This window comes from Ruegeria profundi, assembly GCF_001507545.1.
Classification (GTDB): domain Bacteria; phylum Pseudomonadota; class Alphaproteobacteria; order Rhodobacterales; family Rhodobacteraceae; genus Ruegeria; species Ruegeria profundi.
The window spans coordinates 118,797-132,326 of sequence record NZ_LQBP01000005.1; the positions used below are offsets into that span (position 1 = coordinate 118,797).

The window sequence follows — 13,530 nt, forward strand, 5'->3', positions numbered from 1 at the left end:
GATTGGATTGACGCCCCCCTTTCATCCGCTTACCGATGTGGCAACCTGACGGAGACCGCGATGACCCATGCCCTGCTTGTAATCGACGTCCAGAACGATTTCTGCCCCGGTGGTGCGTTGGCCGTATCCGGCGGGGATGAGATCGTGGCCCCGATCAACTCCATGATGGACGACTTTGATGCAGTAATCCTGACGCAGGACTGGCATCCGGAGGGGCATTCCTCATTCGCCAGCTCTCACAACGGGAAAAACCCGTTTGACCTTACTGAAATGCCCTATGGCCCACAGGTGTTGTGGCCGGATCATTGCGTACAGGGAACACAAGGCGCGGCGTTTCACCCGGACTTGCGCACAGATGGCGACCTGATTATCCGAAAGGGGTTCCGCCCGACAATCGACAGCTATTCCGCCTTTTTTGAAAATGACCAAACGACCCCAACCGGGCTGGAGGGGTATCTGAGGACCCGCGGGATCAACAGGTTGACCCTTGTCGGACTGGCAACAGATTTCTGCGTCCATTTCTCGGCCGTGGATGCTGCGCGGCTAGGGTTTGACGTAGCCGTTCGTATGGACGCTTGTCGCGCCATTGATATGGACGGGTCGCTGACCGCCGCCGAAACAGCGATGAGAGATGCGGGCGTTGCGCTGATTTAGGGTGTGGTGCCCTGGGACGCCAGGTACCTGAGAACGACAATCACGATCACCGCCAGCCCAAGTGCAAAGCCGATCCGACCCTGGATCGAGCGCCGCTTTGGTTTCTTCACCTCGGCTTGCCGGGCCTTTGGTGTCCAGTCCGGTACCTCGCGGGTAATTTCTGCTCTTGGTCGGGCGCGCCGCACATCATCCAGAAATTGCCAGAAGTCGAAATCGCCGCAGTATTCGCCCTGAACACCCATATTTCGGATGTTTGCAAACAGCCGCTTTAAAATACGCTCGCGATCTGCGGCATCCTCGGACCGGTAATACCCGTGTGGCAGGCCATTGCCTTTTGATTCCAGGCTGAACCCGGATTCCAGAAATATGCGGCGAATCTTAGGGGACGCGCTGTGCAAGGCCGCGATGGTTCGGGCGTTGCGAAAAGACGCGCGAACGGCCCGGTGACCCTTCATGGCGGCAACACCATGTTCGGGATCGACTTCGTCCGGTGCGATCGCCACAATATCAAAATCGTACTCAAGAACCATTCACTAACTAAACCTTGTTCTTCCAACCCCTTCTTTTCACTAACCAATGAAAAGACCACACAATTTGCTCGATTTGTGACCTCAACTTGTCATTGTTATCAATTTAGCGACTCTTGCTAATCCGCGCACCTATTGATCTAACAACGGAAATCGCAGGAGTTTTACCATGGTCGATATTGCGACGCGTGTGTACAATCATAAATGGAAGATTGACCCGATTGTACGGTCTTTGATCGACACAGACTTCTACAAACTGCTGATGTGCCAGTCAGTGTTTCGAAATAAGCCCCAAACGGATGTGGTTTTTTCGCTGATCAACCGGTCGAATCACATTCCACTGGCGAATCTGATCGACGAAGGTGAGCTGCGCGAGCAACTGGATCACATTCGCTCGCTGGGTCTCAGTCGGGGCGAAAGCACCTGGCTGCGCGGCAATACCTTCTATGGCAAACGTCAGATGTTCCGGTCAGATTTCATGGAATGGTTCGAAAATCTGCGCCTGCCGCCTTATCACCTTGAGCGGAAAGGCGATCAGTATGAGCTGACGTTCGAGGGCAAGTGGCATGAGGTCATGCTATGGGAAATTCCGGCGCTGGCCGTGCTGATGGAGCTGCGGTCACGTGCGGTTCTGAACCAAATGCGCCGGTTCGAGCTACAAGTGCTCTATGCTCGGGCCATGACACGTGTCTGGGAAAAGATCGAAAAGCTACGCAAGATCGACGGCTTGGGAATCGCGGACTTTGGCACTAGGCGCCGACATTCGTTTCTGTGGCAGGACTGGTGCGTGCAGGCGATGATAGAAGGCTTGGGGCCCGCGTTTTCCGGCACCTCGAACTGTCTGATTGCCATGCGGCGCGAGGTTGAAGCGATCGGTACAAACGCGCATGAACTGCCGATGGTCTATTCCGCGCTGGCCGATTCAGATGAAGATCTGGCGCAAGCCCCCTATGATGTACTGAGCGACTGGCACGAAGAACATGATGGGAACCTGCGCATTATTCTGCCCGACACCTACGGAACCCAAGGATTTCTGGACCGCGCGCCGGACTGGCTGGCGGGTTGGACCGGCATACGCGTAGACAGTGGCGATCCGGCTGCGGGGGCTGAGATTGCTATCAACTGGTGGAAATCGCGCGGCGAAGACCCGACGCAAAAGCGGATCATTTTCTCGGATGGATTGGACGTTGGGAAAATCCAGGAGCTGCACAGCCAATTCGCCCATCGCACCAAAGTGTCCTTTGGCTGGGGCACGTTGCTGACAAATGATTTCCGCGGCCTGGTCCCGAATGACGCGCTGGCGCCATTCTCACTGGTTTGCAAGGCGGTTTCGGCCAATGGCCGACCGACCGTGAAACTGTCGGACAACCCGGAAAAGGCAATGGGTCCGAAAGATGAGATCACGCGTTACAAGCGGATCTTTGGTGTGGGTGCGCAGGAATCGGTAGAAGTCATTGTTTAGACCCTAACGGTGATACGCTGCCACGGTTTTTACTTGTGAGAACCCATAGAGCGCCTCGAACCCTTTTTCCCGGCCATGACCGGATTTACCCACGCCGCCGAATGGCAGTTCCACCCCGCCACCCGCACCGTAATTGTTGATGAATACCTGTCCCGAGCGAAGCTGTTTTGCCAGCCGCATCTGGCGGGCTCCATCGCGGGTCCAGATGCTGGCGACCAATCCATACTCCGTCGCGTTGGCGATCTGAACTGCGTCTTCCTCGGTGTCGAAGGGAATCAGAACCTGTACAGGGCCGAAAATTTCATCTTGGGCCAAGACGTGATCCGGTGGAACATCAGCAAAAAGAGTAGGCTGGACATAGGCACCGTTTTCTGGCGCATGGTCAACGATGCGCCCCTGACCCGCGATGCTGAGATCAGACCCCTTGGCCAAAAAGCCTTCTACAATGTCTTTCTGGCGTGCTGAAATCAGGGGGCCGAGCGGCAAATCCTCTTGCGCAGGGCCAACCTTCAGGTTGGCATACGCCGCTGCCATGCGCGTTTTGACCTGATCATACACACCGCGCTGGACCAGAATTCGGGATGAAGCCGAGCATGTCTGCCCGGCATTCTGAATACCTGCATTCACCAAAAAGGGCAGGGCGGCATCAAGATCGGCATCGTCAAACACCAGCTGCGGGGATTTCCCGCCCAATTCCAACGTCACCGGCACCACGTTGCGCCCGGCGGCCTGCTGGACAAGCGCGCCAGTCGCAACCGAGCCGGTGAAGGAAATATGATGCACACCCGGATTTGCTGACAATGCTGCCCCGGCCTCGACCCCAAGACCGGGCATGACGTTTAGCGCGCCAGCCGGCAGGCCGGCCTGTTGCGCCAGGTGGGCAAAGGCCAGTGCGGTCAGGCAGGCCTCTTCCGCGGGTTTCAGGACGCAGGCGTTGCCCATCGCCAGCGCCGCCCCGACCGAGCGGCCAATGATCTGCATCGGGTAATTCCACGGCACGATATGGCCCGTGACGCCATGCGGTTCGCGCAGGGTGTAGACTGTGTAGCCATCCAGATACGGGATGGTCTCACCCATCACCTTATCCGCCGCGCCGCCATAAAACTCGCAGTACCGGGCCAATGCCACCGCATCCGCACGTGCCTGCGTAAGCGGCTTGCCCACATCCATCGCTTCAAGCTGTGCGAGGTCATCGACCTTTTCCAGCACCAACTGCCCCAGCCGCGTTAGGATGCGCCCCCGCTCCAACGCAGTTTTTCGCCCCCAATCGCCGTCCAATGCCTTTTGCGCCGCCTGCACCGCAGCGCCGATATCCGCTATGTCGCCGCGCGCAATCCGGCAGAGTTCCGATCCGTCCGATGGGTTGGTCAGTGACAGTGTTTCCCGCGAAACCGGTCTGACCCATTCGCCGCCGATCAGACATAACTCGGTGTTGAACCAGATTGGATGAGACATCAATTCTTCTCCTTAGGGTCTAAACCCGCTCACGCGACGTTGTCGCTGATCTCTGGTAAAGTCGGTGCGGCGTTGATTAAGCTTTGAGTATAGGGGTGTTTGGGCTGGGCAAAGACCTGTTCAGTCTCGCCCTCTTCGACGATCTTTCCCGCCTGCATCACCATCACCCGGTCAGTGATCGTGCGGACGACGCTTAGATCGTGGCTGATGAAAAGGTAGGTCAGGCTGTAGGTGGCGCAGAGTTCGGCAAGCAGGTCGAGGATCTGCGCCCTGACCGAAACGTCAAGGGCCGAGACCGCCTCATCAAACAGGATCAGCTCAGGTTGTATGACCAAGGCGCGGGCGATGGCGATCCGCTGCCGTTGGCCCCCTGAAAACTCATGAATGTATTTGTCTGCATCATCCGGGCTGAGACCCACAGCTCTGAGCATTTCCGCGATGCGGTCCTGTCGCTCGGACCCTGTGGGCGGAGTTTCAAGCAGGTGAAAAGGTTCGGCGATCAAACGGGCCACGCGGTGACGTGGGTTGAAACTGCCATATGGGTCCTGAAACACCACATGCATCTTTCGTCGGACTGCGAGGTTGGGTTTGTGGCCTGAAAAAACCGCTTGGCCATCCAATCGGATCTCACCTGCCTGTACCTCATCCAGCCCTAAAATTGCCTTTGTTAGGGTCGATTTTCCACAACCGGATTCTCCGACAAGGCCAAGGCGTTCACCCCGGTTCAAGGCAAAGCTGACGTTATCAACAGCGCGGTGATGTTCCGGAATGTCGAACAACCCTTTCCGCGGCAAGCGATACGTTCGGATGACGTTCCTGACCTCAAGCAATGGCTGAGGCTGCGGCCGTTCTGGCAGGGTCACCTGATGGCCCGAGGCCTTGAACAGCATCCGTGTGTAAGGGTGTTGCATGTTGTGCAGCAGGTCGGTTGTGGCCCCGCTTTCAACCACCTCACCATGGCGCATGACAACAATCTTATCCGCCATGTCGGCCACAACGGCCAGATCATGGGTGATCATCAACAGGCCCATCCCGAATTCGCGCACCAGCCCTTTGAGCAGGTCGAGGATTTGTGCCTGTGTTGTCACATCCAGCGCGGTGGTTGGTTCATCCGCAATCAACAGCTTGGGCCGCAGCGCGATGGCCATTGCGATCACGACCCGCTGGCGCTGACCGCCGGAAAGTTCATGCGGGTATCGTGACAGCGGGAACCGGTCTTGAGGCAGACCAACGCGCGTCAACACCTCTTGCGCGCGCGCCTGAGCCTGGCTGCGTGACATGGCCTTGTGGATCAGGATCGTCTCCATCACCTGATCGCCGATGTTTTTGACCGGGTTCAGGGCTGTCATCGGCTCTTGAAACACCATGCCGACCGAGGCACCGCGCAAGGTGCACATCTTGGGCTCAGACAGCGTCAGCAGGTTCTGGTCCTCAAGCAAAACGGACCCGCTTACCTGTGCTCCGTTCGGCAGCAATTGCATCACGGCCAGCGCCGTCATCGACTTGCCTGAGCCGCTTTCACCGGTTACGGCCACAATCTGACCGGGTGCGATTGACAGGTTGACGCGTTTCAGAATCTCAACGCTGTGTATCGATAGTGAGAGGTTTTCAATTCGCAACAGGCTCATGCGCGTGCTACCCGGATGCGGGGGTCCAGCCAGTCTCGCAACCCGTCGCCCAACAGGTTCAGACCCATCACGGTGACGATGATCGCCAGACCCGGAATCAGAGCCAAATGCGGGGCAAAACTGACCATTGTCTGCGCATCAGCCAGCATCCGCCCCCAACTGGGCGTTGGCGGTTGCGCGCCTAGTCCGACATAGGACAAGCCTGCCTCTGCCAAAATCCCAAGCGAGAACTGGATGGTTCCCTGCACGATCAGCAAATTGGCCACATTGGGCAGGATATGTTCTGCTGAGATCCGCGCCGCGCCCTTGCCCGAGACCCGCGCGGCAAGAATGAACTCGCGTTCCCAAAGAGAAAGCGCCGCCCCGCGTGTGATGCGGGCAAAGACAGGAATGTTGAAGATGCCGATGGCGATGATTGCATTGATTGCGCCAGCGCCAAGGATCGCGGTGATCAGGATGGCGATAACCAGCGATGGGAAGGCAAAGACCAGATCGTTACCGCGCATGATCACCTCGTCCAGCCAGGTGCCCTTGCGCGCTGCGGCCATAAGGCCAAGCGGAATGCCCAGCGTCATCCCGATACCGACTGCCACCAGGGCCACCGCAATGGATGTTCGCGCGCCGATCATGATCATCGAGAACATATCGCGCCCGAAATGGTCTGTTCCGAACCAATGCTGTATACTCGGGGGCTGTAACTTGTTCGGGATATCCAGCGCTGCATAGTCATAAGGTGTCCAGAAAAACGACAGCAACGCCGCCAGCAGCACCAGCGATGACAGCAGCGCGCCAAGGATCAGATTGCGGCTCATGTCCGGCTCCTTAGCCTTGGATCGACGGCGGCATAGGCCAGATCGACCAGAAAATTGACCGTGATGACAGCGAAGACCAGAAGCATGACGACTGACTCCACGACAATCAGATCGCGCGCGGAGATCGCCTGAAACACTAGCCGTCCCAAGCCCGGCAGGTAGAACACCTTTTCGATGATGATCGACCCCGCCAACAGGAAAGAGAATTGCAGCCCGATGATCGTCAGAACCGGGATCAAAGCGTTGCGCACACCGTGCCGCCACAACGCCTGACGGCGGGACACCCCCTTGGCGCGGGCGGTGCGCATGAAATCCTCACCTAGAATATCCAAAAGCGACGATCGCATGACCCGCGCCAAAATCGCGGCTTGCGGCAGGGCGAGTGCGATGGCAGGCAGGGTTAGTGAATGCAGACCCGTCCACAGGCCGTTTTCCCAACCTGCAAACCCCCCCGCGTTAAACCATCGAAGGTTGATTGCGAAGATCAGCACCAGCATCATCGCAAACCAGAAATTGGGCACCGCAATACCCAGTTGTGTCGCCCCCATCACCGTCAGGTCGCCCGGCTTGCCCCGGCGTGCAGCAGCGTAAATCCCGGCCGGGAACGCGATCAGGGTGGACAGTGCCAGCGCATAAAGCGCCAAGGGCAACGAAACCCAAAGCCGATCCGCGATCATCTGCGATACTGGCGTGCGATAGGTATAGGATGTTCCGAAATCCCCCACCAGCATACCGCTGACCCAGTTGAAATACCGCTGAACCTTGGGCACATCCAACCCCAACTCGGCCCGCAACGCGACCAGAGTGTCCTCTTGCGCGTTCACACCCAGCATGAACGAGGCCGGATCACCGGGTGCAACCTCGATCACCATAAAGATGACCACGGAGGCAACCATAAGGCTGATCAGCAGGGATATCAGGCGTTTAAGGGTATAGCGGAGCATTGGGGCTACGTTAGGGTGACATAAACCCCGGGTCCAGCAGATAGGCAAAAATCGCGTAGCCGACAATTGCTGCGTATCCAAGTGGATAGATCCACTTGATCGCGTAATTATCAAGCATCTTTGCACTACCTACCCGGCCCGAAGTCTTCATCCTTCGCAAGGCGACGTTAAAAACTATGATCGCGCCGGTCATCAGAAACATGCATTGCAGAACAAAATCCAAAAACGTCAGATATCCCAGTTTTGGCAGGTCAGCAGAAATCGCCCAGTTAAAGGCCACAAAAACCAACAAGTTGCCGCCGGCGATCTCGATCCTTTTTTGGTATTCATCCAGGAAGAACAGGGCCCAGCCCACGGTGATCAGAACGAGCATAGGCAGAAAGATTCGAATAACGTAGTAGGTCAGATGCCGTGTGCCCGTGAACACAAGCTCTACCTGATCACTTTCCCTTCCGGACAAGCCAATGGTGGTCGAAGCAAGGAGTCTTTCGTTTCCAAGAATCCACTCCTCTTCACCCAGCATGTCTCCCAAGCCTGAAAATGCATCGAGTGAATAGAAGCGAACAAACTCGGACGGGAATACCGAGGCAACCTCAAAATGAAACTCCTGCGTGTCGAATGGGAATTTGACAAAATTGAAATGCGGTGCCTGTAAGGTCAGAGAGGATTTTTCGATAAAGGTAACATGTCCATCATAGCGTAGAGCAGCGGCTGATTCATGAATCCACCGGTTCGATTGCTGATTGTGAATGACAAATGCCGGAATAACTGTATCGAGGTTGCTCGCATGGGTAACGAAAGCCGGAGGATCAAATACCCGAAAATCTCGCCCCATGGCTTCTCGGTCGAATGCTAACGTGGGATCTGTCCACTCTAGTCGCAGGACAACGACGGCGCCATAGTTCTCGGCCTTTTGATTGACGTCGGTGATTTGATCGATCTTGATACCAACACCCACCTGAAGAGGGTTGTCCGGTGTTCCAACAAGCCTGTCGTGGTGCCCATGAAACAATCCTTGCGCGCCTAGCTCCCCAGGAAGCAACAAGGCGGCAAGAAAGAACGCCAGTACCTTAATGCAACGTCCCATGATCGAAAAAACTCACCATCAGCATTGATATGCCGGGCCCCGAGCAGGCAAGGGGCCCGAACGGGGTTTTGTCATTCGGCCCAACTGATCTGGGTCAGGTCAATCGCCGCGGTCGGCGCGTTTGCCCACAGGCCTTGAACGCCGGTCTTTGCGACCCCCAGCTTGGCCAACTGGAACAAGTAGCCATTGACGAAATCACTCGCGATCAGGCGCTGCATCTCTTCCAGCAGCTTTTTGCGTTCGTCCGGGTCCGTAGTTGCATTCAGCGTCTGCATCAGCGTCTGGGCGTCCAGGCTGTCATACTGGAAATAATAGTCGGGCCGCGCGTAGATACCGATATCCATCGGCTCGGTATGGCTGATGACGGTCAGGCCGAAATCCTTTCCCTTGAAGACCGATTCCAGCCATTGCGCCCATTCGACGTTGATGATCTCGGCCTTGATACCAACCTCGGCCAGTTGTGCGGCGATGATCTCGCCTCCGCGCCGGGCATATGCGGGTGGCGGCAGGTGCAGCGTGGTTTCGAACCCGTCTGCATACCCCGCTTCGGTCAACAGCTCAGCTGCCTTTTTCGGATCATAGTTCGAGGTTCCGGTCAGATCGACATAGGCCGGGTTGTGAGGTGCGAAATGCGTGCCAATGGGTGTGCCATAACCAAACATCGCCCCATCAATGATAGCCTGCCTGTCAATGGCATGGGCCAGAGCCTGCCGCACGCGTATGTCGTCGAAAGGAGGTTGCTTGTTGTTGGTCGACAGGATCGTTTCGCCCTCGGTCGAACCGACAATCACCTGAAACCGCGGATCAGCTTCGAATTGCGGCAGGTTTTCGGGGGCAGGGAAGTTGTCGAATGCATCCACGTCTTCAGCCATCATGGCAGCAAACGCTGCCGTCGGGTCCGAGATGAATTTAAAGGTGGCAGTCTCTAACGCGGGCTGTTCGCCCCAGTAGTTCGGGTTGCGGTTCAGGACTATGCTATCGCCCTGCACCCAGTCGCCGAAAGTAAACGCCCCCGTGCCCACTGGATTGGTCTGAATCGTTTCGATGCTTTCAGGCGCCACGATAACCGCATCGCCCCATGCCATATTGAACAGGAAATTGCCGTTTGGTTCGGACAGGGTGACTTTGACGGTCAGGGGATCGACCACCTCAACACTTTCGATCCCTGCAAACAGCGCTTTTTGTGCATTGACGCTGTCTTCGGCCATGGCGCGATCAAGGCTGAACTTGACGTCCTCGGCATCCATTGCGGTGCCGTCATGGAACGCGACCCCCTCACGCAGCTTGAAGGTATAGATCGTACCGTCGTCAGAAATTTCCCAGCTTTCGGCCAGCCCCGGCACGACAGAACCATCGCCCATGAAACGCGTCAAACCTTCGAAAATGTTGGTGTAAACCACGGAATCAATGGCTTGGGCCGCGGCGCTTGTGGGGTCAAGGTGGGGCGGCTCAAGCTGCATCGCGATGGTGATGTCGGACTTGGCCAAAGCCCCCGTGGCAAAGACGCTGGTCCCTAAAACCAGCGCAGAAGCAAATGATCGAAACGCTTGCTTAGTCATGAAAATCTCCCCGCGTTGCATAACTGTCCCCGCTGTTTTGCGGGCTTTGTAGAAACAATGTTCCTTTAAACCTTGGTTCAATCAAGGAAATGTTCGCGCAACCGGGGTTTCTATGACCCTGTTCAATCTGCTATGCCGCGCTGCAACATGAACTCCGGAGGAGCGACCATGAGCGCCACCGCCCGCAAAAAAGCCCCCAATGCCGAGGATATTCGCGCCCGGAAAGGCGGCACGCCTTTGGTTTCACTGACGGCCTACACGACGCCGGTGGCCCAGTTGATGGACGCGCATTGCGATTTTGTTCTGGTCGGCGACAGCGTGGGTATGGTGCTGCATGGGCTGGAATCGACGCTGGGCGTGACGATGGAGATGATGGTGCTGCATGGTCAGGCCGTTTCGCGCGGGCTACATAATGCGATGATGGTGATCGACATGCCCTTTGCCAGCTATGAACACAATCCGGCAGAGGCGTTTCGCAACGCCGCCCGGCTGATGGCGGAAACCGGTGCAGGTGCGGTCAAGTTGGAAGGCGGCGTGGAAATGGCCGAAACGATCCGCTTTCTGGTTCGGCGCGGCATTCCGGTGATGGCGCATATCGGGCTGACACCGCAGTCGATCAACACGCTGGGCGGTTATAAGGTGCAAGGCCGTGATCAGCAAGCGCAGGCCGTATTGGCAGATGCGCATGCTGTGGCCGAGGCAGGCGCGTTTTCCGTGGTGCTTGAGAAAATACCGCAGGGTCTGGCCGACCGAATCACCGCCGAGATTGCGATTCCGACCATTGGAATCGGCGCCTCAGCAGGGTGTGACGGGCAAATTCTGGTTGTTGACGATATGCTGGGTTTTTTTACCGCGTTTAAGCCGAAATTCGTCAAACGCTATGCCGAATTAGGGCAGCAGGCCGAAGATGCCATCGCAGAATACGCGGCCGACGTACGTTCCCGTGCGTTTCCTGCCGACGAACATGTGTTTGCAGATCACGCCCCGGCCAAAGGGTCCGCGACATGAACGCCCCTATATTGCGCCGCCTGACCGAATTGCGCGCGCTGACGACCACGTGGCATCGCCATGGCGAAATCATCGGAGTCGTCCCCACGATGGGCGCACTTCATCAGGGGCATTTGTCCCTGGTCGAAGCCGCCAAAGCTGGCACCGACCGTGTGATTGTCACGATCTTTGTAAACCCAAAACAGTTCAACAACCCCGAAGATCTGGTAAACTACCCACGGACTGAGCATGAAGACGCACAAAAACTGGCCCCCTACGGTGTTGATGCGATTTATGTGCCTGACCCCCAAGAGGTTTATCCGCAAGGCTTTGCCACGACAGTCTCTGTCGCGGGTCTGACCAATGTGATGGAGGGCGAATTCCGTCCGGGACATTTCGATGGCGTTGCCACCGTTGTGGCCAAGCTGTTCCTGCAAACGCAGGCAGATCGGGCCTATTTCGGCGAAAAAGACTATCAACAACTGATGACTGTCCGCCGCATGGCCCGCGATTTGGACATCCCGATTGAGGTGGTCGGCTGCCCAACTATTCGCGAAACCTCGGGGTTGGCGATGTCGTCGCGCAACCTGCGTCTTTCGCCCCAAGGGTTGGAAGTTGCGGCCAACAAATACCGGATCATGACCAATCTGGCCTTGGCCCTGAAACAGGGTGCGGCCTTCGAGGCTTTGGCTCCACAAGCTGAATCGGATTTGCTGGCCGCGGGTTTTACGCAAGTCGAGTATATTCAACTGCGGTGTGCTGAAACGCTGGAACCTTTGACCCACGTGACGCAACGCCCCGCCCGACTGTTTGCGGCAGCGTGGGCGGACGGTGTACGACTGATCGACAATATTGCTGTCTGAACGCACTGGCACGTCCGGCGGTGTTTGCGCTAAAGTCCTGCAAAAGCAAATGGGAGGGGCGCGAGGAATGACCTATATTCTCGCTATTGATCAGGGCACCACATCATCACGGGCCATTTTGTTTGACGCCAATATGCAGCGCGCAGGCACGGCGCAGCACGAATTCACCCAGCATTTCCCGCAGGAAGGCTGGGTTGAACATGATGCCGAGGAAATATGGGAAAGCGTTCTGCGTGTCTGCCGCGAGGTGATGGACAGCACAGGCGTCACACCAGAGCAGATCGCCGGTATCGGAATCACCAACCAGCGTGAAACCACTGTCGTCTGGGACCGCGCCACGGGCCAACCAATCTACAACGCCATCGTCTGGCAGGATCGCCGTACCGCCGATATTTGCGCGCGTTACAAGCAAGCCGGGTGCGAGGATGACGTGACCTCTCAGACCGGGCTTTTGCTGGACCCCTATTTTTCTGGCACCAAGGTCAAATGGCTGTTGGACAACGTTCCGGGTGCCCGCGCCCGCGCAGAAGCCGGAGAGCTGATGTTCGGCACCATCGACAGTTTCCTGATCTGGCGCCTGTCCGAAGGTCGCAACCACGCCACCGATGCAACCAACGCCGCCCGAACCCTGCTGTTTGACATTCACAAGGGGGAGTGGAGCGTCGAGATTTGCGACCTGCTGGATGTGCCCATGAACATGCTGCCCGAGGTGCATGATTGCGCCTCGGACTTTGGACATACGACCCTATTAGGGGGAAAAATCCCAATTCTGGGCGTTGCCGGCGATCAGCAGGCCGCCACGATCGGGCAGGCCTGTTTCCAGCCCGGCATGATGAAATCGACCTATGGCACCGGCTGTTTCGCCCTGCTCAACACGGGCGACAAGCCGGTCACGTCAAAGAACCGCCTGCTTACAACAATTGCCTACCAACTGGATGGGCAACGGACATATGCGCTGGAAGGGTCGATTTTTGTGGCCGGGGCTGCGGTACAATGGTTGCGGGATGCCCTGAAGATCATCGAAACGGCCCCTGAAAGCGGCGAACTGGCCCAACAGGCCGATCCGAATCAGCACGTTGTACTTGTTCCTGCCTTTACCGGACTCGGCGCGCCATATTGGCAGCCCGATTGCCGGGGCGCGATATTTGGCCTGACCCGCAATTCCGGCCGCGCAGAATTTGCCAAGGCAACGCTGGAAAGCATCGCCTACCAGACCCGCGACCTGTGGCATGCCATGCAGGGCGACTGGGGCGTAGATACCGAGGTCACCCTGCGCGTAGATGGCGGGGCCAGTGCTTCGGACTGGGCGATGCAGGGGCTGTCAGACTACCTGGGTGCCGCCGTCGACCGCCCTGTCATGCAGGAAACCACCGCTCTGGGTGCTGCGTGGCTAGCCGGAATGCGCGCGGGGGTTTATCCAGACCAACAAGGGTTTTCGAAAACCTGGGCACTGGATCGCCGGTTCGAGCCGAAACTGTCAGCCGAGGACCGTGATGCCGCCTATGCCCGCTGGCAGCGCGCGGTCGCTGCTGCCATGGCGTTCTGAGAATGG

The 13,530-nt window shown here is 57.3% G+C and carries 12 protein-coding genes; 5 read left to right on the forward strand and 7 right to left on the reverse strand.

Features of this window, described 5'->3' with window-relative positions; translation table 11 throughout:
- The first annotated feature begins 60 nt into the window (after positions 1-60).
- Complete coding sequence (gene pncA, locus AVO44_RS10925; protein WP_068336713.1) at positions 61-654, forward strand: bifunctional nicotinamidase/pyrazinamidase; 594 nt, start codon at positions 61-63, stop codon at positions 652-654.
- Here the strand turns inward: pncA and AVO44_RS10930 are convergent.
- Positions 651-1,184: a hypothetical protein gene (locus AVO44_RS10930; protein WP_068336715.1), complete on the reverse strand. Its 534-nt coding sequence runs from the start codon at positions 1,182-1,184 to the stop codon at positions 651-653. The two genes, pncA and AVO44_RS10930, sit on opposite strands and share 4 nt — an antisense overlap.
- A gap of 166 nt (positions 1,185-1,350) precedes the next feature.
- Between AVO44_RS10930 and pncB the strand changes: the two genes are divergently transcribed.
- Complete coding sequence (pncB, locus tag AVO44_RS10935; protein ID WP_068336718.1) at positions 1,351-2,643, forward strand: nicotinate phosphoribosyltransferase; 1,293 nt, start codon at positions 1,351-1,353, stop codon at positions 2,641-2,643.
- A gap of 3 nt (positions 2,644-2,646) precedes the next feature.
- On the opposite strand, the gene AVO44_RS10940 is transcribed toward pncB, so the two are convergent.
- From AVO44_RS10940 to AVO44_RS10965, 6 genes are all read right to left on the reverse strand, one after another.
- Positions 2,647-4,098 (reverse strand): aldehyde dehydrogenase family protein, encoded by a 1,452-nt coding sequence (locus AVO44_RS10940; protein WP_068336721.1) that lies wholly within the window; start codon positions 4,096-4,098, stop codon positions 2,647-2,649.
- Between the two features lie 29 nt (positions 4,099-4,127).
- Positions 4,128-5,726, reverse strand: a complete 1,599-nt coding sequence (locus tag AVO44_RS10945; protein WP_068336724.1) for an ABC transporter ATP-binding protein — start codon at positions 5,724-5,726, stop codon at positions 4,128-4,130.
- Positions 5,723-6,538, reverse strand: coding sequence for an ABC transporter permease (locus AVO44_RS10950; protein ID WP_068336726.1), 816 nt, complete (start codon positions 6,536-6,538; stop codon positions 5,723-5,725). Before AVO44_RS10950 ends, AVO44_RS10945 begins: the two co-directional genes overlap by 4 nt.
- A complete protein-coding gene (locus AVO44_RS10955; protein WP_068336730.1) occupies positions 6,535-7,482 on the reverse strand; it encodes an ABC transporter permease in 948 nt (315 codons plus the stop codon). Before AVO44_RS10955 ends, AVO44_RS10950 begins: the two co-directional genes overlap by 4 nt.
- Positions 7,483-7,492: 10 nt before the next feature.
- Positions 7,493-8,569, reverse strand: coding sequence for a ligand-gated ion channel (locus tag AVO44_RS10960; protein WP_068336733.1), 1,077 nt, complete (start codon positions 8,567-8,569; stop codon positions 7,493-7,495).
- A gap of 71 nt (positions 8,570-8,640) precedes the next feature.
- Entirely contained in the window at positions 8,641-10,128 is a 1,488-nt protein-coding gene (locus AVO44_RS10965; RefSeq protein WP_068337317.1) for an ABC transporter substrate-binding protein, read from the reverse strand.
- A gap of 168 nt (positions 10,129-10,296) precedes the next feature.
- Between AVO44_RS10965 and panB the strand changes: the two genes are divergently transcribed.
- The 3 genes from panB to glpK all read left to right on the forward strand — a co-directional run bounded on the left by panB (position 10,297) and on the right by glpK (position 13,524).
- Positions 10,297-11,136 carry a 3-methyl-2-oxobutanoate hydroxymethyltransferase gene (panB, locus tag AVO44_RS10970; RefSeq protein WP_068336736.1) on the forward strand — a complete coding sequence of 280 codons (840 nt, stop codon included), beginning with the start codon at positions 10,297-10,299 and terminating at the stop codon, positions 11,134-11,136.
- Positions 11,133-11,978 (forward strand): pantoate--beta-alanine ligase, encoded by an 846-nt coding sequence (gene panC / locus AVO44_RS10975; protein WP_068336740.1) that lies wholly within the window; start codon positions 11,133-11,135, stop codon positions 11,976-11,978. The genes panB and panC overlap by 4 nt, the downstream gene beginning before the upstream one ends.
- A 67-nt stretch (positions 11,979-12,045) precedes the next feature.
- Positions 12,046-13,524 carry a glycerol kinase GlpK gene (gene glpK, locus AVO44_RS10980; RefSeq protein ID WP_068336743.1) on the forward strand — a complete coding sequence of 493 codons (1,479 nt, stop codon included), beginning with the start codon at positions 12,046-12,048 and terminating at the stop codon, positions 13,522-13,524.
- The last annotated feature ends 6 nt before the right edge of the window (positions 13,525-13,530 follow it).